Origin of the sequence: Endozoicomonas acroporae (assembly GCF_002864045.1) — a bacterium.
Taxonomy (GTDB): Bacteria; Pseudomonadota; Gammaproteobacteria; order Pseudomonadales; family Endozoicomonadaceae; genus Endozoicomonas; species Endozoicomonas acroporae.
This window is the reverse complement of the sequence record NZ_PJPV01000140.1, coordinates 1-26528: the sequence shown is the minus strand read 5'-3', so window position 1 is coordinate 26528 and position 26528 is coordinate 1. Positions and strand designations below refer to the sequence as shown.

Below are 26528 nucleotides of genomic sequence, written 5' to 3'. Positions count from 1 at the left end.
ACCCCGGCATAGCCGGGGGTTTACCTAATGATTAATTATCAGAACTAAAGACTTGCTTGAATGTCATAATCAAGGGGAGGATATAACCAGTCAGATTAGAGACAATGTTGTTATACAGACACTGCCCATTGATTTGCAGTCTACCTTATACGAAGCTCGTGAAACCATGCTTGATAAAGGTCTCGATGTATTACTGGTCATTGAAAAGAAAGAGCGAAAAAAAGTAGAAATATGCAACGCTGTTGGTGTTATTACTCTGCAATCAATTGAGCGTTTTCTCAGTAACGCACAGTAGTTGTACATGACGAATGATGATGCTTGAGACATTCAGCCAGCAAGAATATTTGATAGATTCACGTCTATCCGGGACAAATAAGCCCCTCTGGGAGGCTGTCCGAGAATAGCGCCCGTAGCGAGGACGACAGAAAATTGAGGATAAAAATTCGGTTTTGTGAGGTGAATAGCGGGGCTATTTGCCGAACAAAAGCGGATTTTTAGACCAATTTGCTGTCGCCGCAGTAGGGCAGTCTATTCTCGGTCAGCCTCCTGGCCACTTTATAAACGATTAACCCGGATATTTCAAAGCGTGCAACTTGATTTACTTTTCTAACCTGTAAGAATGCTTACAAATTCAATAACAATCGGGTTTAACCATGCTTTGGGTAACAGCTTTCCACATTATCGCCATGACCTGCTGGTTTGCAGCGTTGTTTTACCTGCCGAGGCTGTTCGTCTATCACACCATGAGTGAAGACCAGATCAGCAGAGATCGCTTTGTCATCATGGAAAGAAAGCTGATGCGCGGCATCGCCATCCCCTCCATGATTGCCACCCTGACGCTTGGCCTGTGGCTGTTACACTACATCCCCAGCTACCTGAGCGCCCCCTGGATGCATGCAAAACTGACCCTGGTAGCTCTGACCGTGGGCTATCACCATATGTGCGCCCGCTATATGAAGCAACTGGCCAACGGCACCAGTACCCACAGCCACACATTTTTCAGAGTTTTCAATGAAATTCCTGTGGTCTTCCTTGTGGGTATTGTCATTCTGGTGGTTGTTAAGCCCTTTTAGAAGGCTGATCATCTGGAGCATAAAATCCACGGGAACCCACTGCTCCTTTTACGATTTTTATACTCTCTGGGGAACCACAAAAAAGCCTCAGTCTCCACCATGCCCGCCGATAACCTGTCTCAGGACATATTTCAGGACAGGTCGCCATGGATGACTCATTCTATAAACTGGTTTTCGAAGGAGAAATACTGCCGGGTTTTAAGGAAAGAAAGGTTCGGAAAAACCTGAAAGAGCTCCTGAATGCCGACAAGGCAGAACTGAAATGTCTGTTCTCCGGAAAGCCGGTTATTATTCGCAAGAATATGACCGCCAGTGAAATCCGTCCTTATGAAAGAGCCATGATGAAGGCAGGAGCCCATTGCCGGATTCTCTCTATGACCAGTAATGAAGAACTGCCCCAAACGCCGCCGGAAACCATCCCGGAGCAGAAACAACCGGCCGAATCCGGGAAGTTTCAACTGCTCCCCAGAATGGGAAGAGTGCGATTTATCGCCTCCCTCTGGGTAATTGCGCTGCTGGTCGTCTGCGCCTGCTGGGTTCCGGGACTTTTAACTCCTCACCTGACGCCATTCTACCCACCTCTGGAGTCACTGCACCTGACACTGGGCATGATGACTATTGCCTGCCTCCTTATGCTGACCATAGCAGCCAGAAGGCTTCATGATTCTGACCGCAGTGGCTGGAAGAGCCTGCTGCTAGTGATCCCGGGCATCAACCTTCTGTTTCTGATATGGCTGACCTTTTCTTCAGGTACTGCCAGTACCAACCGGTTTGGGCCAACTCCCTATTCCGCCGGTAGAATTGCCCAGGTTTTTGGCCTGTGGATTCCATTACTGGCCCTGATTGCCGCAGGATCCTATGGCTGGCTTTACCAGAATGAGCTGCTGCAGCTGGCTGCCAATGTTCCGGAAATGATTGATCAGCTGGTTCTTCCGGCACTGGAACAAAACCTCTGATATGCTCTGACACATTGGAGAACAATTAACCACAGCCTTGGATATACGCATCAATACGCAGTCCACCGACACAGGTCAATGGTTATAATATTTTCATACCGCTTCTCTACTTTATACAAGCCATGATCACCCGGGAGGTTGCCCGGGAATAGACCGTCCTGCTGCTGTGACAGCACATGGGTTCAGACATTCGTTTTTTTCCGGTAAATAGCACCACTATTCACCGCACAAAAACGATGTTTCCTCCTCAATGTTCTGCCATCTCCGTTACGGACATTATTCCCGGGCAACCTCCGTGTGATTGGTTCCGGCCGCGGCGTTTGACGATATTCGTGACAATTTGCTTAAATTAAAAGCATTAAACGGGCATTTTCGAAAACTGTGCGGTCATTTTCACTGGTAATAGATTCTATGAGCAAAGACAGCGTTCTGGTTATCAACTGTGGCAGTTCTTCCCTGAAGTTCGCAGTCATCAACCCGAAAACCGAAGAGGAAAGCATCAGCGGCATTGCTGAATGCCTCGTGGGCAACGAAGCCTCCATCACCTGGAAGCTGAACGGCGAGAAGCAAACCCTGAATCTTGGCGCTGCTGGCCACGAAGGTGCTATCGAAGCACTGGTGGGCATTCTCCGTGAGAACAACCTGATGGAACACATCGAAGCCATCGGTCACCGTATTGTTCACGGTGGTGAGAAGTTCACTCAATCCACCCTGATCACTGATGAAGTAATCCAGGGCATCGAAGACTGCAGCCACCTGGCACCTTTGCACAACTCTGCTCACCTGCTGGGTATCCGTGCCTGCATAAAATACTTCCCGGAGCTGCCACAGTCCGTAGTATTTGACACAGCATTCCACCAGACCATGCCAGCAGAAAGCTACCTGTACGCGGTTCCTTACAACCTGTACGAAGAGCACGGCCTGCGTCGTTATGGTATGCACGGCACCAGCTACCGTTATGTCAGCAAAACCGCTGCCGACATGCTGGGTCTGGACCTGGGCAACAGTGCTATCCTGGTTGCGCACCTGGGTAACGGTGCCAGTGCCTGTGCAATCAAAAACGGTGAATCCGTTGATACCACCATGGGCCTGACGCCGCTGGAAGGGCTGGTAATGGGTACTCGTTCCGGTGATATTGACCCGAACGTCTTCAGTTTCCTGAACAAGCAGTGCGGCTACTCCCTGGACGAGATCATCGACCTTCTGAACAAAAAATCCGGCATGCTGGGTCTGTCCGGATTGGACAACGATTGCCGTGTTCTTGAAAATGCCGCAGCAGAAGGTCATCAGCGTGCCCAGCTCACTCTGGACATCTTCTGCCACGTTCTGGCCAAAAAACTGGCTGGTTTTGCTGCTGAACTGGGCCGCATTGATGCACTGGTCTTCACTGGTGGTATCGGTGAGAACTCCAGCATGATCCGTAAGAATGTAATGGAGCGTCTGTCCATCTTCGGCTTTGACGTTGATGAACAAGCCAACGAAGAGACCTTCCGTGGCAAGAGCGGTGTTATCACCAAGCCCGGCTCAACCGTAGCCATGGTTGTCGCGACCAACGAAGAACTGATGATTGCCCGTGATACCGAAGCGCTGATTGCTGGCTAAACTGGTTATCTAAATGATGTAAGCAACAGGAGGTTTCACCTCCTGTTTTTATATCAGTATTTCATGAGAAGGATTCGTCCGGATATGCGTACATTTTTCCTGGCACCAACACGTTATGGTGTTGGCCTGACCTCCGTTACCCTGGGCCTGGTTCGAGCACTCGATAATCTCGGTCTCAGAGTCAAGTTCTTCAAGCCTATTGCCCAGTTGCATGTAGGCGACACTGGACCAGAGCGTTCCACCAAACTGGTTCAGCGTATCATGGACCATGAGCCACCTACCCCCATTACTTCACATCGTGCTGAAGACCTGTTGGGTGACAACAAGGGCGATGTCCTGATGGAAGAGATCGTAGCCCTGTTTGAACAGGCTTCTCAGGACTGCGACGTGATGGTGGTAGAAGGTCTGGTTCCGACCCGGGAAATGCCCTACGCCAATCGCCTGAACAGCAACATTGCCAAAACCATTAATGCTGACATCATCCTGGTGTCTGAGCCCGGTAATGACTCTCTGGGAGACCTGGCCGACAAACTGGAAATCGCTGCCGACAGCTTTGGTGGCATCAAGAACCCGAATGTTGTCGGCTATGCCCTGAATAAACTGACGCCGGACATGGTTGCCAGTCTGAATAAAGATGGCCATTTCCAGAGCCTGCCAGAATTTGCCCGCAAGCCATTCCAGCCACTGGGCTATATTCCGTTTGACAATAACCTGGCTTCCCCAAGAACCATGGATATTGCCGAGCACCTGAAGGCAGACATCATCAACGCCGGTGAGATGGATACCCGTCGGGTGACTTCTTACACCCTGAGCGCCAGAACGCCCACCAATATGATTCATCACCTGAAGCCAGGTAATCTGGTGATTACTCCGGGCGACCGTGATGACATCATTCTGGCCACCTGTATGGCGGCCCTGAACGGTGTTCCCCTGGCGGGTCTTCTGCTGACCAGTGGTATCACACCATCCAAACCCATCATGGAGCTGTGCAGCAAGGCCATCGGTACTGGTCTTCCTGTCATGCTCACCGGGGAAGACTCTTACACCACGGCAACCCTGTTGGATCGTCGCCATAATGAATTGCCGGTTGACGACGCTGCTCGTGTTGAACTGGTCATGGACACCATTGCTGCCAACCTGAACACCGAGTGGCTGAAGCAACAATGCTCCGCCCTGGCAGAGCGCAGACTCTCCCCTCCGGCCTTCCGTTACCAACTGGTTCAGAGAGCCCTGGGTGCCAATAAGCGTATTGTTCTGCCAGAAGGCGATGAGCCACGCACTATTCAGGCTGCCGTTATCTGTCAGGAGCGTGGTATCGCCCAGTGTATCCTTCTCGGGCAGCGCAGCGTTATTGAACAGGTCGCTAAAGACAACGGCATCACACTGCCGGATGGCCTGATCATCATGGAACCTGAGAGCATCCGCACCCGCTATGTTGACCCGATGGTTGAGCTGCGCAAGAACAAAGGCCTTACCGCCCCGATGGCGGAAGCTCAGCTGGAAGATACGGTAGTACTCGGTACCATGATGCTGGCTCTGAACGAGGTAGACGGTCTGGTCTCTGGTGCAGTACACACCACCGCCAACACCATCCGTCCGGCTTTCCAGCTGGTCAAGACGAAAAAAGATGCTGGCGGACTGGTTTCCTCCGTCTTCTTCATGCTGCTGCCTGACCAGGTTCTGGTATACGGCGACTGTGCCGTTAATCCAAACCCGGATGCAGAGCAGTTGGCCAATATCGCCATTCAAAGCGCTGACTCAGCCACTGCGTTCGGTATTGAGCCACGTATTGCGATGATCAGCTACAGCACCGGAACCTCTGGCATCGGTGCCGATGTCGAGAAAGTGCGCGAGGCCACTGAAATCGTTAAAGCCAAACGCCCGGACCTGATTATCGATGGCCCTCTGCAATACGATGCCGCCTCCGTTGAGTCGGTAGCCCAGAGCAAGGCTCCCGGCAGTAACGTCGCGGGTCGTGCGACCGTGTTTATCTTCCCGGATCTCAACACAGGTAACACTACCTACAAAGCGGTACAGCGCAGTGCAGACGTTATCAGTGTCGGTCCAATGCTTCAGGGTCTTAACAAGCCTGTTAATGACCTTTCCCGTGGTGCACTGGTTGACGATATCGTTTACACCATTGCCCTGACGGCAATTCAGGCTGAAAACGACTAAGTTCGTTTAATTGCTCCCATACAAAACCGGACAGAAATGTCCGGTTTTTTTATGGCTGTCAGTAAACGGTCATATTCCCCTTTTATGCTTGCAGCATAACTGGCCTGATTCATGCTGCTCTTTTTATAAAAAGTCAGATAGGGTAGTTTAAAAAGAGGTGCTTTTGTGACGTATTTGTTCGCTAAAAAAACGACAGTGCACCTTGATTTAAGTATTCATTGTCAATAAACCAACACGGAGGCCGATAACTCTATCCTATGCCCAAAGAGAAAAATGCAACGAACGGCACAGAAAGTGCCAGGAGAATAGAGTATGTCCAGTAAAAACTATACCTTAAGCGCAAAAACGCTTGTATCTACGTCCATCATCACCTGCCCCGACTGTCTGCACCATGCGGTTGAAACCATGCCTCAGGATGCCTGTGTTTACCTTTACGAATGCAGAAACTGCCAGAAACTGATTACCCCACAGGAAGGCGATTGCTGTGTTTTCTGTTCACACGGAAATCAACCCTGCCCGACATCACAACGGGATAGAAAAGCCTACGCTGAAATGACGCCTCTCAGTGAAGAAGTGGTTGAAAGCGTCTCAGTCTCTGGTTTATGACCCCATTAGCCCGTACTATGCCCGATTGACGATCCCGTCTTTTACCAGCCCGAGGTTTTGGAGTGTCTGCTTACTGTTCGGGCAGCACCTCTTTACTTCCGGGAGCCCGCTTGTAACCAGTACATTGCCAAAGGCGAGAGGGTAAAAAAACGTAATCTGTCATCAATCAAAACGCCCAGCTGCCGCTATTAACAGAAGTAATTCTGAAAAAGTACCCGGTAGCAATGAAAGTCAGAAAAACCCTGATTTTTCCCCTTGAACATCAACACTCTGACAATTTAACCAGACACTCGCTGCTCTATCGTGCAGCCAACTGGCTGGAAACCACTATGCGAGCTTTACAGGAACAGCGTGAAGAGAAGCAACTTACTGAGCAGCCTGAGCAACAGAAACCGGCTTTCCCACCCTCAAGGCAATACCCGTTCCGGCGCTGCCTGATAAGAACCCGGTTTTTTATGCCCACAAGAGGACGACTGCCAGTATGCACCCATCTGCAGCGCACCGGACCTCACCATTGGTAACCAATCCCCATTTTGATTCGGCTGTCGACATTCCGGGTCTTATCAACCGGGTCACTGTCGTAATCAACAATATACGTCAGATTCCAGGTAATGCGATCAGTCAGCCCAATGTTTAACCCCTGATTGACATTAACCAGTGTCGTAGACTGTTTTAGCCGGAAGAACGTTCTGCTGTTGGCAAAATATTCCCAGTTATTCATGAGTCGTGTTCGGTAGTTAAAGATCCAGGTCAGGGCATAATCCCGCTGCGATTCATTGGCAATATAATCCTCCCAGAGCTGACTGATACCCCCACTGGTTTTCAGCGCTCTTTCAGCGGTTTCCCAAAAACGATAGCCCAAGGCACCACCCACGGATGTACGGGTTCTCAGATCCTCTTCCGAATCATATTCTTGTTCTGCGGCTCCCTGCACAAACCAGTGCTCATCCAGGTAACGGCTGTATGAATAGCCAACCTGCCACTCAGAGCTTTTAATGCCGTCATCGTCTTCCACTTCAATATCCCAGTAAAAAGCATTTTTATTCCACTGGTCATCAATATTGAGCTTGCCTTCAACACCAGTCAAAAACTCATCATCGTTGCCGGATTTGCTGTCCAGCGTGGCAACAAGCTTACCTCCCAGCACCCAGGTATCGGCAATCACCGGCTTTTCAATATGGATAGCGGCAACCGGCCATACTGCTGAGAAAGAACGCTTTCGACCACTCTCATCAATAACCGTAACGCCTGTCTGCTGGCCTTCAAACCGCCGCAATCTGGCCTTCTCTTCACCAATCAGGCTGACCCAGAATGTTTTATCCGAGTCCAGGGCCGAGACATAGCGCCAATCCAGTTCAATAGTTCCTGCATACTTTGTTTGTAAACTCAGCTTGCCAGAATCCAGCTTGACAATGTCGCCAGACAACACATCACCATTGTTCATCCAGACGGTATCAGCCCATGTCATACTGATAGAAAACAGACAGAATATTCCCAGCAGCCTTGATAAACAGCGAAGGCTCCTTTGGAGCAACATAAAAGGAATTCTCCCGAACAGGTTATCCACCTGTAAAATTCATAAATACGACAGAATCCACAATTTCCTTTCCCATTCCAAACTTTTCAAATATCCTGACATCTATTATTTGTGGTCGAACTTATGATGAAGAGTATCATGGCGATCATCATAGAAAGTATCGTGGAGAACCAACATTGACCGCCCCCTTTACCCCTTCGGAAATATGGTATCTGATCAGCAGGATTCCGAAAGGCTGTGTGGTAACCTATGGCCAACTGGCAGATATGGCAGGAGCCCCCGGTTATGCGCGCGTTGTGGGCAATATCCTGAAACAGCTGCCCGCCGGGACCGACCTTCCCTGGCACCGGGTGATTAACGGCAAAGGTCAGATTTCATTCCCTGATGGGTCGAGCCGGTACAGCCTGCAAAAACAACGTTTGGAGCAGGAGGGAGTGACAATTTCATCCGGAAAAATCAACCTGAAAGCGCATCAATGGCATGGAGAGTAAATACATGGATGGAGCGTCGGAAGATATTGCCCTGGCCGTCGAAATTATTCGCCAGCTGGAAAACCTGAATTACCCGGAAGAAAATATTCTCAAGGCGATGGTTCATATCTGTCAGGATACACTGAACAAACTGCCCAACGACGGAACCCGGGAATTTTGGCGGCAGAGACTGATTGCCGAACTCCTGGACTCATCAAACGACACACCGGCTGAACCCCATTAACAGGATGTTGCAAAAGGCTGAATAGCCTTTTGCAACACACTCTGAATTCTTCCACAGGAGTAGCTATCCTCTTCAGGATGCAGCCCTCAGCAGGTTGAGTTACCCGCCTGATGACGTTCCAGCAATCGCCCTACATACGACACTAGCCATAAAACCGGCAGCCCCAACAGCGCTGAGCCAATAAAGAAGACCGGATAATCCAGGGAATCCACAAAGGTGCCTGAATAACCGGCCAACAGCTTGGGCAGCAACGTCATCAGCGAGCTGAAAATAGCGTACTGCATGGCCGTAAAGGCCCGATTGGTCAGGCTGGATAAAAAGGCAATAAACGCGGCGGACGACATGCCACCACTGAGATTATCTGCCGCAATCACCAGACTTAAATAGAGGCTGGAGGGTTCAAGATTGGCCAGAAACGCAAACAGCACATTCGACAATGCCGCCAGCAATGCGCCTACCCAAAGAATTCTCAACACACCGAAGCGAATGGCTAACACTCCGCCCAAAAAACCACCGGCAATGGTCATGATCAGGCCAAAGGTTTTGGTAATGGTAGCGATTTGCTCTTTGGTGTAGCCCATATCGTTGTAGAACACATTGGATATGGTGCCCATAACAATATCAGCAATACGGTAGGTGCCTACCAATAGCAATATATAGATAGCTACTTTGCCATAACGCTCAAAGAAATCGGCAAAGGGAGCGACATAAGTTTCCTTCACCATTGCTCTTGGGGCCAGATGAACTTTTACCAGCAACCAGGCAGTAACCCCAGCAACAGCCACACTGCCTGCAAATCGACCGGCACCGGCCAGAAAACCGGCGATGGGCGTAGACAGCCCGGTCTCCACCAAAAAGGTTTTCAGAGCACCAAAAACATCAGCCAGCTGAGTAAAAGAGATGACAAATACGGTCGCCGCCAAGGCAAAGAGCAACAGAAAGCGAAGATAATCAACAGTGCTGTGTACCGACTCTGAAGTACGATCAACATCCGGCTCAGCAACCATCAGCGTGGTAACCACCCCAATCAGCATAAACACGGCCATACAGCGATAGGCCCAGGCCCAGGCCAGATAGTCGTAATTGCCTTCGTCCGTCATGGTAAACCAGCTGGCCAGTGCCAGGGTGCCAGCACCGGCCACCAGCATACCCACTCGATACCCGGCAATGTAAGCAGAGGACATCATGGCCTGCAGGTCATCATCCGCTGCTTCTATTCGATAGGCATCAATAACGATATCCTGTGTGGCCGAGGAAAAGCCAAGCATTACCGCACCACAGGCTATCCAGAACAGACCTTCAGCAGGGTTATGGGTTGCCATAAACAACAGCGCGGCAATAATCGAGGCCTGGGATAACAATAACCATGACCGCCGACGCCCAAGCAAATCGTGCAGAACCGGCAGTGGAATGCGGTCAACCAGCGGTGCCCAGACAAACTTGAAGGAATAACCTAACGCTGCCCAGCTGAAAAAAGTGACGGCACTGCGTTCTACCCCAGCCTCACGAAGCCAGAGAGAAAGGCTACTGAAAATCAACAGAATGGGCAGGCCTGCTGAAAAACCAAGAAAAAGAAGTGCAATCACCCGACGATTAAAAAAGCTTTTCCAAGCGTCACCCCAATTCTTCGAAGAATCTGCTGCCAGCCCCATGCAATATGCTCCATCGCAAATATGAAATTTTACAGCACCATGCTTCTTGTAATAAAAGTTTTATTTTAAAAAAGAAGATATCAGCTTAGCCGAGAAATAAAAAACCGTTTCCATCATCCAATGAAAACGGTTTTCTGTGTCACAAACAGTCAATCAATCTCTGAAATTATTGTACTGCAACGGCATGTCCAGATCGGCTTCCCGCAAAAAGGCAATCACAGTCTGCAAATCGTCCCTTTTCTTGCCGGTCACCCGGACCTGATCACCCTGGATGGCGGCCTGAACCTTCAGCTTGGCATCCTTGATCATTTTCACAATCTTTTTGGCAATATCCTTTTCCAGCCCCTGCCGAACCACCACTTCCTGCTTGACCTGTTTACCAGAACCGTAGTGGTCTTTTACTTCAAGGCATTTAACATCAATACCCCGTTTGACCATCTTGGTTTTCAACATTTCTACCATTTGAACCAACTGAAAGTCGGCATCGGTGGTCATAACGATCTGTTTTTCGCCACTTTTCTCAAAGCTGGCAGCAACGCCCCGAAAGTCAAAGCGGGTAGTCAGTTCACGGTTTGCCTGGTCAACAGCGTTGGCCAGCTCATGCATATCCACTTCAGAGACAATGTCAAATGAAGGCATAGCGAATGATCTCCTTGAGAAATCGAAAGAAACAATTAACAACTATTGTATCCATGATTGTATTGGAAAGACCATGGAGAAAATCAATACACCAGTGGCAAGGTTCAGGTGAATATGCAGGATCAGATCCTTTTGACGGAAACTACTGATCTTTGCCCTTAAGCCTGAAGCCAATTTTTACCGTCACCTGCCAATGGGCAATTTTGCCATCCTCGATATGGCCTCGTTGCTCCACCACTTCAAACCAGCCCATATGCTCCAGGGTCATGCCAGCGGCAGCGATGGCATTTTGAATAGCATCATCACTACTGACCGTTGAACTGCCTACCAGTTCAGTCATTTTATAGGTATGACTCATTGTCTATCTCCCACTCTTGTTTAGAAAAGCTGGAAAACACCAGCTGTTTGAGTATAGGCAGCAAATGGTAGACTCGGCGCATCTTCTATTCGCTGATGGACTTTAGAGATTTATGGACAATGATCCCTGGTATATTCTGGGCGCTGGCAGCATCGGTTGCCTTTGGGCCGCCAGCCTTTGCCATAAGGGCGAAAGCCCCCGCCTGATCCTGAGAGAAAGCAGTTATCAGCAATTTAACAAGAGACGCATTTCACTTAAGTTATCAACGCCAGACCAGACCTCTCGATTTGCTGTCGATTTCGTCTCGCCAGAAACCATCGACAGCACCATCAACCGGCTGATTGTCTGCACCAAGGCTCAGGATTCACTGTCCGCACTGAACAGCATAAAGCCACATCTGGCGGATAACTGCCAGATACTGTTGCTACAAAATGGCATGGGGAGCCAGCAGACCATCAGAAATGCTTTGCCAACGCAAACAGTTTGGGCAGGCTCCAGTACCGATGGTGCTTATCTGTCAGCCCCCTTTGAGGTACATCACGCTGGCCAGGGTCAGACCTGGATTGGCCTCCTCAGCAATCAGCAACGATCCGAACAGGGCTTTCATGACCTTTGCGACAATTTCAGATTAAAGGTCAGCCCGTGCGATCCCATTGAGCAGAAGTTATGGGAAAAGCTGGCCATTAACAGTTGTATCAACGGCCTCACGGCATTGTTCGACTGCCGTAATGGCGAGCTGCTGGATAATGGTGAAAAACAGGCCTGGCTGGATCAATTAATCATTGAGACCAGCGGGGTTCTGGCTGCGCTGGGGATCCCAGCCACCGCACTTAAAGACAGCGTATATGGTGTCTGCCAGATCACTGCCAGCAATCTGTCATCAACCTGCCAGGACGCACGTAAGGGAAGAGCCACGGAACTGGCCTTTATCAACGGTTTTCTGATCCAACAAGCCAATTCCCTGGGAGTCACCGTCAACAGCCACCACCAACTGATGGACCAATTAAATGCTACAGGCGTCAAAACAGGCCAGCCTGCAACGGCTTCTCCTTTATGTATATAATCCTCGCCAAAGAACACCAGTAACCTCCGGAATGACCATGAAAGTATCCTATACACTGCCTGAAAACCTGAGCCCGGTTCTGCGAGACCAGCTTTACGGTGCCGTAGAAGCCAATGTTCGCCAGGCATTGGCTGAAGATATAGGCTCCGGAGACATTACCGCTGCCCTGATTCCAAAAACCCAACAATCTGTCGCCAGAATTATCTGTCGAGACCATGCCATCATCTGTGGACGCCCCTGGTTTGACGAGGTCTTCCGTCAGATTGATTCCAATGTCCAGCTGGAATGGCATATAGAGGAAGGTGAACGGGTTGAGCCGAACCAGGTGCTGGTAGTTCTGAAAGGTGCTGCCCAAAGCCTTCTGACCGGCGAAAGGGCCGCGATGAATTTTCTGCAGACCCTCTCCGGCACCGCAACCCGCTGCCAGCGCTATGCTAGTCTGGTCAATAGCACCGGCGTCAAATTGCTGGATACCCGCAAGACCCTGCCGGGCCTGCGGGTTGCCCAGAAATACGCCGTCGCTGCCGGAGGCTGCTACAACCACCGAATCGGACTCTTTGATGCCTTTTTAATTAAGGAAAATCATATTGCCGCCTGTGGTGGCATTGCTCAGGCGGTCGGCAAAGCTCACGAAATCGCCCCCGGCAAGCCGGTAGAGATCGAAGTGGAAAGCATGGAAGAATTCAATATTGCCCGAGAGGCTGGAGCCGATATCATCATGCTTGATAACTTCCCGCTGGCCCAGCTGGCCGAAACCGTCCGGTTGAACCGGGAACTTCCCGGAAAAGCCCCAAAACTGGAAGCGTCCGGTGGTATTAATGATCAGACGCTGGTGCCCATTGCCGAAACCGGAGTCGACTTTATCTCTATTGGCACACTAACCAAAGACTGCCAGTCTGTGGATCTGTCCATGCGGATCATCGAGCAGCTTTAAAACACACGGAGGCAGCCTTGAGCAACAACACTATGAACAAAAAAATTCTGGTAACCGGGGGCGCTGGCTATATTGGCAGCCACACTTGCGTCGAACTCATCAACGATGGTTATGAAATCATTGTTCTGGATAACCTCAGTAACAGCAGTGAGGAGTCTTTGAAGCGGGTTCAGGAGATCACTGGTAAGACACTGAAGTTTGTCAAAGGGGATATTCGCGACCATGAGCTGTTGCACTCACTGTTCAGCAACCATGAGATATCCTCTGTTATTCATTTTGCCGGTCTGAAAGCCGTTGGCGAATCCGTCTCCATGCCCCTGGCTTACTACGATAACAATGTGCATGGAACACTGGTGTTACTGGAAGCCATGAAACAGGCCAAGGTGAAAACCCTGGTGTTCAGCTCTTCTGCCACGGTATATGGCGACCCTGCCAGCCTCCCCATCAGCGAGGACTTCCCGACCTCAGCCACCAACCCTTATGGTCGTTCGAAGTTGATGATAGAAGAAATCCTTCAGGACCTTCAGGTATCTGACAATAGCTGGCGAATTGCCTTGCTGCGTTACTTTAACCCGGTTGGTGCTCACCCTTCCGGTAGAATCGGTGAAGACCCGAATGATATTCCCAACAACCTGATGCCTTATATCTCTCAGGTTGCCATCGGTAAGCTGGACAAGCTCAGTGTCTTCGGTAACGACTACCCAACCCACGACGGAACCGGAGTCAGGGACTATATCCATGTGGTTGACCTCGCTATTGGCCATGTGCGTGCTATCAAGAAGCTGCAGAAAACTGAGGGTATCCATGCCTGGAACCTGGGGGTTGGTACAGGCTATAGCGTGCTGGAAATGGTCAGCGCTTTTGAACAGGCATCACAACAGCCAGTCCCTTACCAGATCGCCCCAAGACGCTCCGGTGATATTGCCGCTTGTTATGCCAATCCGGACAAAGCCCTGAGTGAACTGGGCTGGAAAGCAGAAAAAGGGTTGGAAGATATGGTGTCTGATAGCTGGCGCTGGCAGTCGGCGAATCCAAACGGTTATCACAGTTAACCGGCTTTAAGGCTGCTGAAAAGCTAAAAGAGGGGTACCACTCGCCTTTTCATGCTTTAATCGAAGCATGAAAAAAACAATATCGCTCCTGTGGATAATCTTTCTTCTACCAGCCTGGGCAGATAACTGCCCACAGTGGAATCAGGGAGAAGCCACTGAGCAGATCAGCAGTCTATCGGATGAAGTGGCTTACCATGATGAACTGTACTTCAACCAGAACGCCCCGATTATCAGCGATGGTGAATACGACGACTTGCTTGCCAGGCTGAAATACTGGCAAGCTTGTTTCCCTTCCATCGCAACAGAGAAATCCCTTCCCCAAACTCCTCACAATAAATACACAATTCACCATCAGGCTCCAATGGGCAGCTTGAAGAAAGCGCAGTCTGCAGAGGAAGTAAAACGCTTTTTACAGCGAATCGCTGACAGTGGTTTTTTGGTACAGCCGAAGATTGATGGCGTTGCGGTGGAGCTGGTCTATAAAAACGGACGGTTAATCCAGGCTTCCACCCGAGGAAATGGCGAAGTTGGAGTCGATATCCTCCATCATATCCGCCAGATGCCATTGATCACAAAAACACTGGGTAATGATGAAAAAAACCAACTCATTCTTCATGGAGAGCTATTTGCACGGCTTGATATTATGTCTCCATCAATTCTTAAGCAGTATGCCAGTGCCCGACACCTGGTTGCCGGTCAGCTCAATCGGTCTGATCCAGAAACAGAAGCCGTAAAAGCCTTTGATTTTTTCCCATGGCAGTGGGTAAACAGCCCGTTTAATAGCGGTTTACAATCAATAACCGCTTTAGCGGGCATGGGCTTTCCTCTGCCCCTGGAGCATACCCACAAAACAACATCCTACCCTGAAATCAAACAGCACCTTGAGCACTACGCAACCATCAAAAAACCCGTATTTTTAATGGATGGAATTGTGATTAAGGCCGACAGCAAAACTTTCAAAAAGCAGCTGGGCTGGACAGGTGATACACCTGCCTGGGCCATGGCATGGAAGTTCCCACCAGCAACCACCACATCAAAAGTGGAGGCGATTGAATTTACCATTGGGCGAACCGGCAATATCACACCCGTGGTTCATATTAAGCCCGTACTGTTCAAAAACAGAACCCTCTCAACCCTTTCACTGGGCACTGTTCAGAATCTGGAAAAGAAAGCGATTGCCGTGGGGGATCAAATCAGTATCAAGCTCAAAGGCAGTGCCATACCGGTCTTTGGTAAGGTGTTGTTTCGTCCGGCAAACAGGGTAAGCCCGAAACTCCCGGATACAACCCGTTATACGCCCTTTACCTGCCACTCTATGGCACCGGGTTGTGAACAGCAGTTTGTCGCTCGCCTGATATGGCTAACCGGTAAACAGGGGCTTGATATTGCCGCGATCAGCAAACCGGCTATTCATCAATGGGTTCAAACGGGAACAATCCAGACACTGGTGGATATTCTGCAGCTGACACCCCATTCACTGCAATCGGCAGGTATGCATCCGCAGGAAGTCCAACAATACTTCGAATCCATTCGCCCACCAAAAAGCCTGGAGCAACAGATCCGTGCGCTGAGTATTCCAGGCATCGGGAAAAGCAATGCCCGCGAGTTGGCTGGGTGTATAACGGATTTACGAGAATTATTATCCCGGCAGATTTCAGATAAGTGCCCAACGATTGGCAGTAAACGGATGGAAGATTTACAGGACTATGTGAACAGGAAGCAAGTTAGAGAGTTGATTGAGTTTCTGGTTGAGCCTGGTAGTCAGAAAACCGGGTAAATGCGCAGTCTACCCCCAAGAGTCTCGCTCCTATGCTCTGCGTGGGAATGCATACCAGAGCTGGCCGAATGTTCAGCCATTGTTTTTATAGAGTTTGTGGTGAATTGCTTTCAAGGCCTTGGGGCTTGTTTGAGAACGGGAGCTGCTGGTGTTTGCGGTTGGCATTCCCATGCAGAGCATGGGAACGAAGCAGTGTGTGGGGCGGACGACTGTATGGTCAGGCGTTCCCACGCAGAGCGTGGGAACAACGAGGCAAGCGTTAACCTCCAAAAGTACCATCAGATTTACCGCTCCATTGCTTGGACTTAGTGACGGCATCTGTACCACAAAGATTATTTGCCGTTGTATCTCCACCATTTTGGCAAGACATCTTCCAGTTACCACCGGTGGCATCCGATTGGAAAATCAGAGTTTGAGCACCAAATGAACTCGCTGGCGTCACTATCAGCTCTGCATAAGTATTGTCTATATATGTACCAACAGACACTCTGGTGCCGTCCACCGAGGGTACACCGCTACCGGGAGCACCGGGTTTACAGGATTGAATGGTAGCTGTCTGTGCGCAAATCGCTACAGCTGTCTGAAATGCTTTCACTTCGCTCAGTGCTGCCTGAGCCGTTGAGTTCCTGGTATACGCTTGATACTGTGGAATCGCTACCGATGCCAAAATACCAATGATCGCCACAACGATCATCAATTCAATCAGGGTAAAACCCGACATCTTACGGATTTCCGACATCCTTGTTTTCATAATTTTTTCCTCGACCAATGAGTTTTTTGACAGCGCGCTGAAGTCCATTGCTCAATCTGTCGGCACCGTCCTGCAGCCCTTTAAACAGGATAGTTAAGTTCAGTAATGGTGCAGGGCTGACCACTCACAAACCCGGTGGCAGCAAAACCCAGCAGGTCGTTTTACCAACAGGGCAAATTCACCATAAATACGACATATCCCGTTGATTAGAATAATAAAACCACTAAACCCGGCTTTGTATAGAGTGAAACCATCCATACCGCTAATCGTGCAGTAATCCCAGCCACGCTTCTTTTGACAGATCAGCTACTTTTTTTTGCCATTCGTCCGATAGCCAAAGTAATGACGCTATTTATTCAAGAACGGTTCAAAAAGGCAGGCATGGCTATGCAAAATAAAACCCTGGTAAATAACCAATTAGGCTCATGGCTGGCACGGATTGGTATTGCATTCATCATTGCTCTGTCAGCCTTTATCACTGGCTTTATCAGTCTGCAGTTCTTTTATCAGCAGAAAGTTGACAGCTATTTCTCAAACCTGGATATCAACAGTCTCTCAACCGATAAGTCTGCACTGATTATCCGAACCAGAGATCACTGGATTACCACCACCGGCCAGCACCGGGAAACCTACAAGCCGTTATTAGCGAAAGAGCTGGGCAATTATAAAAGTCATCAATATGTTGGCTGGTTTTCCAGTTTTAGCGACTGGCTGGGCAGCAATGACGGGCTACCATTTACGTTGCTTTATGAAGTTGAGTATGAGCATGGCGTTAGCGAAGAAACCTTTCTCTTCAAGGGGCTGTTGTCAACAAAGCTTGTTGCGAGACAGGTAAGGATTAATTAACTATTCATGTGTTTTGACAAGTTCCATAACAAAAACTCCAAAATAGATATGGATAGCGCAGATTGGTTTCGTGCACAGGTCGATTCCCGAAGGGAACCGACTCGTGAATGGGTTAACCATATGTTGAGCAGTTAGCCACCTGCACAAACTAAGATTGGCCTGGCAACAGCTCTGCTGGCATATAAACGCTCAACTCACCACTGGCCACCAGCTCGGATGCCTTCTGGATATCAGGAAAGAAATACCGGTCCTGATCATAGAAGGGTATATCCTTTCTCACTGTTTTCATCACCCGCTGTAACGTTTCCGAGGTTTTGCAGGGTTTCCTCATATCCACTCCCTGTGCCGCCGCCAGCAATTCAATACCCACAATAAACGCCGTATTGCTGTTCATCTCCCGTAAACGACGGGCACCATAAGTTGCCATGGAGACATGGTCTTCCTGGTTGGCAGAAGTGGGCAGACTATCGGCAACCGAAGGATGACAGAGACAACGATTTTCACTGGCCAGGGCAGCCGCCGTGTTATGGGCAATCATAAACCCGGAATTGACGCCACTGTTCTTCACCAGAAATGGCGGCAATCCGCTCAGGTGTTGATCCACCAGCAACGCAATGCGTCGTTCACTGATGGCACCGATTTCTGCAATGGCCAGAGCCAATGCTTCGGCAGCCATGCCGGTTGGCTCTGCATGAAAGTTGCCACCGGAAAGTATTTCATTCTGCTCAGCAAAGACCAGGGGGTTATCGGTAACGCCATTGGCTTCCACTGCAAGCAGGCCAGCAGCATAACGCATCTGCTCCAGACAGGCTCCCATCACCTGGGGCTGGCATCTTAGTGAATACGGATCCTGTACCTTGTCACAATCTATGTGTGCCTGCTCAATGTCACTGTGATCCAGCATGGTACGGTAGGCATGAGCAATATCAATTTGCCCTTGCAACCCCCGCGCCTCGTGAATGCGAGGATCAAAAGGACGACGGCTGGCCATGGCTGCTTCAATGGAGAGGCTTCCGGCGATAATGGCTGATGCCATTAAATCTTCTGCACCAAACAGTCCCTGCAAGGCAAAGGCCGTACTGGCCTGAGTACCATTCAATAGTGCCAGTCCTTCCTTCGGTGCCAGCTTCATGGGCTCCATACCGGCGTAGGTCAGGGCTTCCATGGCCGTCAACTGCTGACCATCCACCAGGGCATGACCTTCACCCAGCAATAAACAGCTCATGTGAGCCAACGGCGCAAGATCACCACTGGCCCCGACTGACCCCTTCTCGGGGACACAGGGGTAAACCCCCAGATTAATCAGTTGAATCAGTGCTTCAATCAATTCCAGCCTCACTCCCGACAATCCCCGGGCAAGGCTGTTGATTTTTAATACCATCATCAGGCGGACAGTGCTTTCATCCATAAACTGTCCGACACCTGTCGAATGGGAAAGCACGATACTCCTTTGCAAATCCTCCAGCTCCTGATCCGGAATCCGGGTATTGGCCAGCAGACCAAAACCGGTATTGATACCATAAACAACCCGATTTTCTGCCAGCGCATGATTCACGCAGGCCACACTTTGATGGATAGCCTCATAACAGTCCGGGGCCAGCTTGATCTGAACCTCGTGACGGCTAACCCTGTGCAGGTCACTCAGCGATAATTTTCCGGGGGAAATCACTAACTCATTCATACCTTTGCCCTCCCGACTGCATGGGCAGGTCCAGACTATTGTCCTGTGCACACTCACGGGCAATGTCATACCCTGCATCGGCATGGCGCATGACCCCGGTTCCCGGGTCATTCCACAGCACTCTGCCCAGTTTTTCCCGGGCTTCATCGGTACCATCAGCGACAATCACCACACCAGAATGCTGGCTGTAACCAATACCCACACCACCACCATGATGCAGACTCACCCAGGTTGCCCCCGAGGCAGTGTTCAACAGGGCATTCAGCAACGGCCAGTCAGAGACGGCATCACTGCCATCCTGCATCCCTTCGGTTTCCCGGTTAGGGCTGGCAACCGAGCCGGAATCCAGATGATCGCGGCCAATCACCACTGGCGCACTCAGCTCACCACTGGCCACCATATCGTTAAAGGCCTGCCCAAGTCGGGCCCGGTCTTGCAAACCAACCCAGCAGATGCGGGCTGGCAGCCCCTGGAAAGCAATCCGCTCTCTGGCCATATCCAGCCAATTATGAAGGTGTGCATCGTCGGGAATCAGCTCTTTGACTTTCTGGTCAGTCTTGTAGATATCTTCAGGGTCACCGGACAGGGCTGCCCAGCGGAAAGGACCAATACCCTGGCAAAAGAGTGGACGAATATAAGCAGGCACAAAACCGGGGAAGTCAAATGCGTTTTCAACCCCGACCTCTTTCGCCATCTGTCTTATATTGTTGCCGTAATCAACAGTTGCCGCCCCCCGCTTCTGCAGCTCCAGCATGGCCCGCACCTGCACAGCCATAGATTCTCGTGCAGCACGGGTAACCGCCGCTTCATCCGCCTGACGACGTTCGCAGGCCTGTGCCAACGTCCACCCTTTAGGCAAATAACCATTTAATGGGTCATGGGCTGATGTCTGATCCGTCACCACATCCGGCGTAATATTGCGTTCAACCAGCTCGGGGAATATATCCGCCGCATTCGCCAGCAAACCCACCGAAATCGCCTTGCCTGCCGATTTGGCCTGTTCAATCATCGCCAGCGCTTCATCCAACGTCGCTGCTTTTTTATCCAGGTAACGGGTTTTCAGGCGAAAGTCGATTCGGGACTCATCCACTTCACAGGCCAGCATGGAAAAACCGGCCATGGTCGCCGCCAGAGGCTGCGCGCCCCCCATGCCGCCAAGACCACCGGTGAGAATCCACTTGCCCGAAGCATCCCCCCGGAAGTGGGTTTTGGCCATGGCCACAAAGGTTTCGTAGGTACCCTGCACAATGCCCTGGGAACCGATGTAGATCCAGGAGCCTGCGGTCATCTGGCCATACATCATCAGGCCCTGTTTATCCAACTCATGGAAGTACTCCCAGCTTGCCCAGTAAGGCACAATGTTTGAGTTGGCAATCAACACCCGGGGAGCACCGGGGTGGGTCTTGAATACTCCGACCGGCTTTCCGGACTGGACCAGCAATGTTTCATCGATTTGCAGACGTTTCAGAGTGGCCACTATCTGGTCGTAGCAAGCCCAATCCCGGGCGGCCCGGCCAATACCGCCATAAACCACCAGCTGTTCAGGATGCTCTGCCACCTCCGGATCCAGATTATTCATCAACATACGCAGAGGGGCTTCTACCTGCCAGCTGCAGGTATTCAGCTCAGAACCTCTGGGAGCCCGAATGATTCGGTCCGGATCAAACCGCTGATGCCCCTTACTGCCGGTTTTACCAACGGGTTCTTTACCACCGGCTATAAGCATCTTCTCCTGTTCACTTGCCATATTCACCGTCCTTTACGTTACGCTGCTTTATTGTGGAACTGTCGCCTGCACAGTCGTTGTTATTACCCCGGGAGGCTGTCGGTGTTACTCCTGTGATCCGACTTGTCGGCAGGTCATCAGGAAAACTGTAAGTGGTCTCCCAGGCGGTATCGGTCACCGGGGTGCATCAGCCTGGCCAGACTGACGACACCGTGCCGACACCAGCTTCTTCTCGTGATTCTCAGACAGGGAGCACCTTCCATAGCCAGTGCTTCGGCCACTTCTTTTGAAGGCAATACCGCTTCCACGACATGTGTCGCTTCTGTAAGCGCTGCAACCCTGGTCAGATAAACATTGGGCGTTTCCCTTGAAAAATCCTGTTTCAGGTAATCCGGAGCAAACCGCGGGTTAATATGCCGCTCTTCCCACTGTAGTGGCAGGCCATTTTCATAGTGAATAATAATGGAATGAAAAACGGTCGCTGACTCCGGTAACTCAAGAGAAACCGCAATGGCCTCGGACGCCTTTTCTTCACACAAAAGCAATACCCGGTTGCTGTAACCATGCCCTCGCCCCCTGATCTCGTCGGCAATATTTTTTACCGTCAATATTGACGATTGTGGCTCAATGGGAGCCACAAACGTGCCGAGCCCCTGCTGACGCATCAACACGCCTGATGCCGTCAGCTCCTGCAGCGCCTTCCTGGCGGTCATTCGGCTCACCGAAAATTGCTGACAGAGCTCATTCTCAGAAGGCACCTTGCGGGATTCTGTCCACTCACCGCACTCAATCTTGTCCAGAATAAAGTGCTTAATCTGCTGATAACGGGGTAACAGGCTCTGATTCATAATTTATTTGTGCCAATTGGAGCTTTCAGACGTTCCGGCGATCCCGGGAAACCCCAGCTTGCTTGTATAGTTTTATTGTATATAGTTGTATATACAACCTAATAATAATCCAATTTGTGCGATTCTGCTAAAAATGCCGATTATTCTTGAAGCAATCGTTCATCACTCAGTCAACCAATAGCGGCCGGACACCATGAACAACAGTCACGCTGACGAATCATTGACCTCCTGCGACCTCCTCATCCGGAATATTCACCTGGCCACCATGGATCCGGCTCACACGTCAACCTGCCCCTATAACAGCATCCGTCAGGGAGCCGTTCTGGTGCAGGGCGGAAAGATTGTATGGGCAGGGGCAGAATCCGACTTACCACCTGGCAGCAAGACCAAAGAGACCATCAATGGACAAGGACAATGGTTAACACCCGGCCTGATCGACTGCCACACCCACCTTGTCTATGCCGGCGACCGCTCCAGAGAGTTTGAACAGCGGCTTGAAGGCGTCAGCTATGAAACCATCGCCAAACAGGGAGGCGGCATTCTCTCCACCGTCAAAGCCACCCGGGCAGCCACGGTTGAAGCACTGGTTGACGACTCCCGTCCACGACTTGAGGCATTACTGGCTGAAGGGGTGACCACACTGGAAATCAAATCCGGCTACGGCCTGGATACGGAAACCGAAACCAAAATGCTCCGGGCCGCAAGTCTGTTGGCCAGTGAGTACCCTGTCACTGTCGTTCGTACTTTTCTGGGTGCCCACGCTTTGCCACCGGAATACAAAAACCGGGCTGACGATTACATTCAGCACGTTTGCACTGAGATGATGCCTGCGGTGGCCAGGGAACAGCTGGCCGATGCCGTGGATGTGTTCTGCGAAAACATTGCCTTCTCACCGGAACAGACCGAACGGGTATTTAAGGCAGCCAAAGTACATGGGTTGAACATCAAACTCCATGGCGAGCAACTCTCTGACAGCGGCGGCACCCAACTGGCGGTAAAATATCAGGCGCTATCCGTGGACCATCTGGAATACCTCAGCCAGTCCGGTATTGAGGCGTTAAAAAACAGCAACACGGTAGCCACTCTGTTGCCGGGAGCCTTCTACTTTCTTCGGGAAACCAAGTTGCCGCCTATTGAAGCATTAAGAAAGGCTGGCGTTCCCATTGCCATTGCTACCGACCTGAACCCCGGCACCTCCCCTTTCGCCTCCATACGACTGATGATGAATATGGCCTGTACCCTGTTTCGTATGACGCCTTCCGAGGCACTGGCCGGTTGTACCCGCCATGCGGCACAGGCACTGGGTCTGCAGGATAAAACTGGCCGAATCAGAGCAGGACTTGATGCCGACCTGTTACTCTGGCCTGTCAGCCATCCTGCCTCTCTGGCGGCCGGACTCACGGGCATCTCTCCTTCCCTGATCATAAAAAGTGGCCAAATTGTGCAATCAACCATCTCCGGAAACCCACCATTCTCCTGGTCTGGCCGTATCGATCAGGAAACCGATCCACAGGCTGCACAGCGCTGGCACCAGAAAGTTCGCCCTTATGCACTGGGGGGCAAACCAGGAGCTGCTTTACTGGGATTTGAGTCTGATGAAGGCGTCCGGAGAAATCAGGGCCGACCCGGGGCCGCCAAAGGGCCCGACCATATCCGACAGGCACTGGCCAACCTTCCCTGGAATCGCACTGCCCCGGTTTGGGATGCAGGCAACATTCGCTGCCATGGCACCAACCTTGAACAGGCACAAGAGGACTATGCCGAGCAGATGTGCCAACTATTAGACAATGATCAATTAGTGATTGGTTTGGGAGGAGGCCATGAAATTGGCTGGGCTTCTTACCAGGGACTGATGATGCATCTGGAAAAACAGAGGCAGGGTAAAGACCCGATCAATGTCGGCATCATCAATTTTGATGCCCACTTTGACCTTCGCTTACCCGAAGTGGGTCCCAGCTCAGGAACTCCATTCTGGCAGGCTTCTGAATACGCCCGTGAGCACAGCGTCCCGTTTAAATATCTTTGTTTTGGCATCAGTGCAAGCAGTAACACTCAGGCGCTTTTTAATCGAGCTGATGAACTGGGTGTCACCTATCGACTCGATAAAGAAATGACACTGCTGAACCTGCCATCGTTACAGCAAGATCTCCAACAGTTTATCGACCGGGTGGATCATATTTACCTGACCATCGACATTGATGCCTTCCCTGCCGCCCTGGCCCCCGGCGTCAGCGCACCCGCTGCCAGAGGCATTCCACCGGAGGTTGTTGAACCTTTGCTGGATATCATCAAACATTGCGGCAAGCTGAAACTCTTTGATATCGCTGAAACTTGCCCGAAACATGATATTGATGCACACACGGCCCGGCTGGCGGCGCGGTTAATTCATCAGCTGGCTGGACAAACCCGGTAGATTATTCTGAATGCATTAGCAAACCATATTTTCATTTTATTTGAGCTCAAGCAATGAACCCTGGACAGTATCACCGCTTTGATCTGCCCTCTCACCGTCAATCAACAGCTCCCCTTCCTGGTCACCCTGCCCATCCAGAACACGGTAGAGCAGAGAATAAGCAACCCGCCATTGTCTTTCAGCCACCTGCAGGGAGACTGATTTAGTATTCAGACGAAGGACATGACCAAAATGTTCTTCCCCATGCTTATCTTTAAAACCCAGCAGATCTCCCACAGCAATGGCATGGCGACTCAGGCCTTGTTGAGCTTCATGATTAACGCGAGCATCGGCACCTTCAAGATTGAGCATGTAGTAGGGCACCGTCCAGCGTTTGCCATCAGTAAATCCAGTACCAGTGCCCGCTTTTGCCTAAGCTGCAACACCTCGCAGTCACGCAGTGAGTTGCTGTTTCGGTCAAAGTAGCTCAGCTTCTGTCCAACGGTCAGCGCCGCCTTGATCCGGCCAATACGCTCTGACGACTCTAGCTCACGATCAATCATGGCATTCAGCCGGAACAGATCAAAGGTGCTGGCCTGATTCAGGGCTTCCAGCAATTGGGCATAATCCATGGTTGGTTTGGCGGGGGAGTTACTGTTATTCATTAGTAGTCAGTACCATGATTTAGTTATGGATGTTTGATCCCGAAGGCAGAACAAATTGATGGCTGGTTACCGGTGCCTCAACCACTGCCCGTGGTTGGTTTTCTTTGCATAACATTGTTTCATTTATGCCGACGTCTGGTCATAGGCTTTTCGTCTGTCCAGCATTATAGTCATAAGTCGAAGACCAGCGAGTTTTGCAGAGAGTTCGCCTGCCTTTCAACCCCTATCAGGAATACATCGACTTAATAAGCCCTTATTTTTTCTGCATGTAATTTTTGAATTTCCAAACGAGGGGCATTTGAGGGGCTAATTGGATTTACCGTGTTCCATGCTGATATAGCCAAATCACCTAACTCGTTTTTTGTGAGCCTCTCTATACCGTGCTAACATTTGTACTCACAGCAATAAGGAAACCATGATGGAAACAAGAATACAATTTCGAGTCGATGAGGAAACAAAACGCCTGGCTCAAAAAATGGCTGAAAGTCAGGGGCGCACTATCAGTGACGCATGCCGGGAGTTTACTGAGCAACTGGCTGAACAACAGCGTAAGTTATCCTCCCACGATCAATGGCTAACCCAACAAGTCAACCAGGCATTTGAGAAACTGGACTCTGGAGCAACGAATTTTGTTGAACACGATAAAGCCAAAGACGAGATGGCTAAGCGCAAAGCGAAAATTCGCAACAGAGGCAGCCAGTGATGATTTTATGGGAAGAAGAGTCTCTGAATGATCGGGAAAAGATCTTTGAGTTTCTTTATGATTTTAATCCTGAAGCCGCAGAAAAGACTGATCTGATCATTGAAGCGAAAGTTGAAAACTTATTAGAACAACCGCTTATGGGGGTTCAGCGTGAAGGCATCCGTGGCAGATTACTGATCATTCCGGAAGTATCCATGATTGTTTCATACTGGGTGGATGGTAAAGATATTCGTGTAATGCGAGTTCTTCATCAGAAACAAAAATTCCCAAAAAGAAAAAGGGCGTAAACTCTAGAATTTACGCCCTTTAATCTGCCTGACTCTGCCTTTGTCAGCCTTAGTCAGAGGCGGCGGCAACTGAAACGGGCTTTATATCCCCTGGCAGACAAGGACTTTAGTTTTATAAAGCCCTGTGGTGTTACTAAGGGTGTTACTTAAACAAAAAGTGATACTGGTCAATCGGTCAAAATATAGTCAAGTGAGGCTTTTTTAATCCCCCAGCATTTCGGGTGTTTAAACCGCCAGAAAGCAGGCGGTTAAGATTACCTCCCCCGGCAGAGAAAAGACGCGCTCCTGTGTGCATAAAATTATGGCTCTTCGCCGTTTCATATGGATTTCAGGATGTCTGCCACAGGGCTGGCGATCAGGTAAATCATCGTTATGAACGTGCCTGTGTTCCGGTAACCTTTAGCCCTTGCTCTGGCCGCTTGGAACAAGCTGTTCAACCCTTCCATACGGGCATTGGTATAGGTTGAATACCAGCGCTGCAGAATCTTGTC

The 26528-nt window shown here is 50.4% G+C and carries 28 protein-coding genes; 17 read left to right on the top strand and 11 right to left on the bottom strand.

The window, feature by feature from the left end; translation table 11 throughout:
* Positions 1 to 52 precede the first annotated feature (52 nt).
* The 7 genes from CX664_RS19905 (at position 53) to CX664_RS19875 (ending at position 6933) form a co-directional block, all read left to right on the top strand.
* Positions 53 to 295, top strand: a complete 243-nt coding sequence (locus tag CX664_RS19905) for a hypothetical protein (protein ID WP_101748429.1) — start codon at positions 53 to 55, stop codon at positions 293 to 295.
* 358 nt (positions 296 to 653) lie between these two features.
* Positions 654 to 1073, top strand: coding sequence for a protoporphyrinogen oxidase HemJ (gene hemJ, locus CX664_RS19900; RefSeq protein WP_101748428.1), 420 nt, complete (start codon positions 654 to 656; stop codon positions 1071 to 1073).
* Positions 1074 to 1219: 146 nt separating this feature from the next.
* Positions 1220 to 2029: a DUF805 domain-containing protein gene (locus CX664_RS19895; protein ID WP_101748427.1), complete on the top strand. Its 810-nt coding sequence runs from the start codon at positions 1220 to 1222 to the stop codon at positions 2027 to 2029.
* A 411-nt stretch (positions 2030 to 2440) separates the two neighbouring features.
* Positions 2441 to 3631, top strand: a complete 1191-nt coding sequence (locus CX664_RS19890; RefSeq protein WP_101748426.1) for an acetate kinase — start codon at positions 2441 to 2443, stop codon at positions 3629 to 3631.
* Positions 3632 to 3715: 84 nt separating this feature from the next.
* Positions 3716 to 5806 carry a phosphate acetyltransferase gene (pta, locus tag CX664_RS19885; RefSeq protein WP_180966564.1) on the top strand — a complete coding sequence of 697 codons (2091 nt, stop codon included), beginning with the start codon at positions 3716 to 3718 and terminating at the stop codon, positions 5804 to 5806.
* A 312-nt stretch (positions 5807 to 6118) separates the two neighbouring features.
* Entirely contained in the window at positions 6119 to 6412 is a 294-nt protein-coding gene (locus CX664_RS19880) for a GDCCVxC domain-containing (seleno)protein (protein WP_101748424.1), read from the top strand.
* 224 nt (positions 6413 to 6636) lie between these two features.
* Positions 6637 to 6933 (top strand): hypothetical protein, encoded by a 297-nt coding sequence (locus CX664_RS19875; protein WP_101748423.1) that lies wholly within the window; start codon positions 6637 to 6639, stop codon positions 6931 to 6933.
* On the opposite strand, the gene CX664_RS19870 is transcribed toward CX664_RS19875, so the two are convergent.
* Positions 6921 to 7856, bottom strand: coding sequence for a DUF481 domain-containing protein (locus tag CX664_RS19870; protein WP_180966563.1), 936 nt, complete (start codon positions 7854 to 7856; stop codon positions 6921 to 6923). The two genes, CX664_RS19875 and CX664_RS19870, sit on opposite strands and share 13 nt — an antisense overlap.
* Before the next feature lie 269 nt (positions 7857 to 8125).
* On the opposite strand from CX664_RS19870, the gene CX664_RS19865 reads away from it, so the two are divergent.
* A complete protein-coding gene (locus CX664_RS19865) occupies positions 8126 to 8440 on the top strand; it encodes an MGMT family protein (protein ID WP_101748421.1) in 315 nt (104 codons plus the stop codon).
* 4 nt (positions 8441 to 8444) lie between these two features.
* Complete coding sequence (locus tag CX664_RS19860) at positions 8445 to 8663, top strand: hypothetical protein (protein WP_163369979.1); 219 nt, start codon at positions 8445 to 8447, stop codon at positions 8661 to 8663.
* Between the two features lie 86 nt (positions 8664 to 8749).
* Here the strand turns inward: CX664_RS19860 and CX664_RS19855 are convergent, their stop codons facing one another.
* The 3 genes from CX664_RS19855 to CX664_RS19845 form a co-directional block, all read right to left on the bottom strand.
* Positions 8750 to 10315, bottom strand: coding sequence for an AmpG family muropeptide MFS transporter (locus tag CX664_RS19855; RefSeq protein ID WP_101748419.1), 1566 nt, complete (start codon positions 10313 to 10315; stop codon positions 8750 to 8752).
* A gap of 153 nt (positions 10316 to 10468) precedes the next feature.
* A complete protein-coding gene (locus CX664_RS19850; RefSeq protein ID WP_101748418.1) occupies positions 10469 to 10954 on the bottom strand; it encodes a YajQ family cyclic di-GMP-binding protein in 486 nt (161 codons plus the stop codon).
* 142 nt (positions 10955 to 11096) lie between these two features.
* A complete protein-coding gene (locus CX664_RS19845) occupies positions 11097 to 11312 on the bottom strand; it encodes a dodecin (protein ID WP_101748417.1) in 216 nt (71 codons plus the stop codon).
* Between the two features lie 112 nt (positions 11313 to 11424).
* On the opposite strand from CX664_RS19845, the gene CX664_RS19840 reads away from it, so the two are divergent.
* The 4 genes from CX664_RS19840 to CX664_RS19825 all read left to right on the top strand — a co-directional run bounded on the left by CX664_RS19840 (position 11425) and on the right by CX664_RS19825 (position 16138).
* Positions 11425 to 12375, top strand: a complete 951-nt coding sequence (locus tag CX664_RS19840) for a ketopantoate reductase family protein (protein ID WP_101748416.1) — start codon at positions 11425 to 11427, stop codon at positions 12373 to 12375.
* A 37-nt stretch (positions 12376 to 12412) separates the two neighbouring features.
* Positions 12413 to 13309, top strand: coding sequence for a carboxylating nicotinate-nucleotide diphosphorylase (gene nadC, locus CX664_RS19835; RefSeq protein WP_101748415.1), 897 nt, complete (start codon positions 12413 to 12415; stop codon positions 13307 to 13309).
* A 32-nt stretch (positions 13310 to 13341) separates the two neighbouring features.
* Positions 13342 to 14361 (top strand): UDP-glucose 4-epimerase GalE, encoded by a 1020-nt coding sequence (galE, locus tag CX664_RS19830; protein WP_101748414.1) that lies wholly within the window; start codon positions 13342 to 13344, stop codon positions 14359 to 14361.
* A gap of 67 nt (positions 14362 to 14428) precedes the next feature.
* Complete coding sequence (locus CX664_RS19825) at positions 14429 to 16138, top strand: DNA ligase LigA-related protein (protein ID WP_101748413.1); 1710 nt, start codon at positions 14429 to 14431, stop codon at positions 16136 to 16138.
* Between the two features lie 259 nt (positions 16139 to 16397).
* Here CX664_RS19825 and CX664_RS27845 read toward each other — a convergent pair whose 3' ends face one another.
* Positions 16398 to 16889, bottom strand: coding sequence for a pilin (locus CX664_RS27845; RefSeq protein WP_276328504.1), 492 nt, complete (start codon positions 16887 to 16889; stop codon positions 16398 to 16400).
* A 294-nt stretch (positions 16890 to 17183) separates the two neighbouring features.
* On the opposite strand from CX664_RS27845, the gene CX664_RS19815 reads away from it, so the two are divergent.
* Entirely contained in the window at positions 17184 to 17735 is a 552-nt protein-coding gene (locus CX664_RS19815; RefSeq protein ID WP_101748412.1) for a hypothetical protein, read from the top strand.
* A gap of 148 nt (positions 17736 to 17883) precedes the next feature.
* Here the strand turns inward: CX664_RS19815 and hutH are convergent, their stop codons facing one another.
* The 3 genes from hutH to hutC all read right to left on the bottom strand — a co-directional run bounded on the left by hutH (position 17884) and on the right by hutC (position 21990).
* Positions 17884 to 19416: a histidine ammonia-lyase gene (hutH, locus tag CX664_RS19810; RefSeq protein ID WP_101748411.1), complete on the bottom strand. Its 1533-nt coding sequence runs from the start codon at positions 19414 to 19416 to the stop codon at positions 17884 to 17886.
* Positions 19409 to 21142, bottom strand: a complete 1734-nt coding sequence (gene hutU, locus CX664_RS19805) for a urocanate hydratase (RefSeq protein ID WP_101748430.1) — start codon at positions 21140 to 21142, stop codon at positions 19409 to 19411. Before hutU ends, hutH begins: the two co-directional genes overlap by 8 nt.
* 137 nt (positions 21143 to 21279) lie before the next feature.
* The gene (gene hutC, locus CX664_RS19800; RefSeq protein ID WP_101748410.1) at positions 21280 to 21990 is read right to left on the bottom strand and encodes a histidine utilization repressor; all 711 of its coding nucleotides are present in this window, start codon (positions 21988 to 21990) and stop codon (positions 21280 to 21282) included.
* Between the two features lie 193 nt (positions 21991 to 22183).
* Here hutC and hutI point away from each other — a divergent pair, with 193 nt between their 5' ends.
* Positions 22184 to 24403, top strand: a complete 2220-nt coding sequence (hutI, locus tag CX664_RS28005) for an imidazolonepropionase (RefSeq protein WP_101748409.1) — start codon at positions 22184 to 22186, stop codon at positions 24401 to 24403.
* A gap of 36 nt (positions 24404 to 24439) precedes the next feature.
* Here the strand turns inward: hutI and CX664_RS19790 are convergent, their stop codons facing one another.
* Together CX664_RS19790 and CX664_RS19785 are read right to left on the bottom strand one after the other, a co-directional pair.
* Complete coding sequence (locus tag CX664_RS19790; RefSeq protein WP_146000170.1) at positions 24440 to 24754, bottom strand: hypothetical protein; 315 nt, start codon at positions 24752 to 24754, stop codon at positions 24440 to 24442.
* Positions 24697 to 25047, bottom strand: coding sequence for a hypothetical protein (locus CX664_RS19785; protein ID WP_101748407.1), 351 nt, complete (start codon positions 25045 to 25047; stop codon positions 24697 to 24699). The genes CX664_RS19790 and CX664_RS19785 overlap by 58 nt, the downstream gene beginning before the upstream one ends.
* A gap of 415 nt (positions 25048 to 25462) precedes the next feature.
* Between CX664_RS19785 and CX664_RS19780 the strand changes: the two genes are divergently transcribed.
* Both CX664_RS19780 and CX664_RS19775 read left to right on the top strand, forming a co-directional pair.
* Complete coding sequence (locus tag CX664_RS19780; protein ID WP_420810379.1) at positions 25463 to 25750, top strand: type II toxin-antitoxin system RelB/DinJ family antitoxin; 288 nt, start codon at positions 25463 to 25465, stop codon at positions 25748 to 25750.
* A complete protein-coding gene (locus tag CX664_RS19775; protein WP_101748405.1) occupies positions 25750 to 26037 on the top strand; it encodes a type II toxin-antitoxin system RelE/ParE family toxin in 288 nt (95 codons plus the stop codon). The genes CX664_RS19780 and CX664_RS19775 overlap by 1 nt, the downstream gene beginning before the upstream one ends.
* Positions 26038 to 26354: 317 nt before the next feature.
* Here CX664_RS19775 and CX664_RS19770 read toward each other — a convergent pair.
* Positions 26355 to 26528 (bottom strand): transposase (locus CX664_RS19770; RefSeq protein WP_146000169.1); only part of this gene is annotated, 174 nt, incomplete at its 5' end.

Coding starts and splice junctions, on each gene's coding strand:
- hemJ (WP_101748428.1), top strand. CDS start 654: ATGCTTTGGGTAACAGCTTTCCACATTATCGCCATGACCTGCTGGTTT.
- CX664_RS19895 (WP_101748427.1), top strand. CDS start 1,220: ATGGATGACTCATTCTATAAACTGGTTTTCGAAGGAGAAATACTGCCG.
- CX664_RS19890 (WP_101748426.1), top strand. CDS start 2,441: ATGAGCAAAGACAGCGTTCTGGTTATCAACTGTGGCAGTTCTTCCCTG.
- pta (WP_180966564.1), top strand. CDS start 3,716: ATGCGTACATTTTTCCTGGCACCAACACGTTATGGTGTTGGCCTGACC.
- CX664_RS19880 (WP_101748424.1), top strand. CDS start 6,119: ATGTCCAGTAAAAACTATACCTTAAGCGCAAAAACGCTTGTATCTACG.
- CX664_RS19875 (WP_101748423.1), top strand. CDS start 6,637: ATGAAAGTCAGAAAAACCCTGATTTTTCCCCTTGAACATCAACACTCT.
- CX664_RS19870 (WP_180966563.1), bottom strand. CDS start 7,856: ATGAACAATGGTGATGTGTTGTCTGGCGACATTGTCAAGCTGGATTCT.
- CX664_RS19860 (WP_163369979.1), top strand. CDS start 8,445: ATGGATGGAGCGTCGGAAGATATTGCCCTGGCCGTCGAAATTATTCGC.
- CX664_RS19855 (WP_101748419.1), bottom strand. CDS start 10,315: ATGGGGCTGGCAGCAGATTCTTCGAAGAATTGGGGTGACGCTTGGAAA.
- CX664_RS19850 (WP_101748418.1), bottom strand. CDS start 10,954: ATGCCTTCATTTGACATTGTCTCTGAAGTGGATATGCATGAGCTGGCC.
- CX664_RS19845 (WP_101748417.1), bottom strand. CDS start 11,312: ATGAGTCATACCTATAAAATGACTGAACTGGTAGGCAGTTCAACGGTC.
- CX664_RS19840 (WP_101748416.1), top strand. CDS start 11,425: ATGGACAATGATCCCTGGTATATTCTGGGCGCTGGCAGCATCGGTTGC.
- nadC (WP_101748415.1), top strand. CDS start 12,413: ATGAAAGTATCCTATACACTGCCTGAAAACCTGAGCCCGGTTCTGCGA.
- galE (WP_101748414.1), top strand. CDS start 13,342: ATGAACAAAAAAATTCTGGTAACCGGGGGCGCTGGCTATATTGGCAGC.
- CX664_RS19825 (WP_101748413.1), top strand. CDS start 14,429: ATGAAAAAAACAATATCGCTCCTGTGGATAATCTTTCTTCTACCAGCC.
- CX664_RS27845 (WP_276328504.1), bottom strand. CDS start 16,889: ATGAAAACAAGGATGTCGGAAATCCGTAAGATGTCGGGTTTTACCCTG.
- hutH (WP_101748411.1), bottom strand. CDS start 19,416: ATGAATGAGTTAGTGATTTCCCCCGGAAAATTATCGCTGAGTGACCTG.
- hutU (WP_101748430.1), bottom strand. CDS start 21,142: ATGCTTATAGCCGGTGGTAAAGAACCCGTTGGTAAAACCGGCAGTAAG.
- hutC (WP_101748410.1), bottom strand. CDS start 21,990: ATGAATCAGAGCCTGTTACCCCGTTATCAGCAGATTAAGCACTTTATT.
- hutI (WP_101748409.1), top strand. CDS start 22,184: ATGAACAACAGTCACGCTGACGAATCATTGACCTCCTGCGACCTCCTC.
- CX664_RS19790 (WP_146000170.1), bottom strand. CDS start 24,754: ATGCTCAATCTTGAAGGTGCCGATGCTCGCGTTAATCATGAAGCTCAA.
- CX664_RS19785 (WP_101748407.1), bottom strand. CDS start 25,047: ATGAATAACAGTAACTCCCCCGCCAAACCAACCATGGATTATGCCCAA.
- CX664_RS19780 (WP_420810379.1), top strand. CDS start 25,463: ATGATGGAAACAAGAATACAATTTCGAGTCGATGAGGAAACAAAACGC.
- CX664_RS19775 (WP_101748405.1), top strand. CDS start 25,750: ATGATTTTATGGGAAGAAGAGTCTCTGAATGATCGGGAAAAGATCTTT.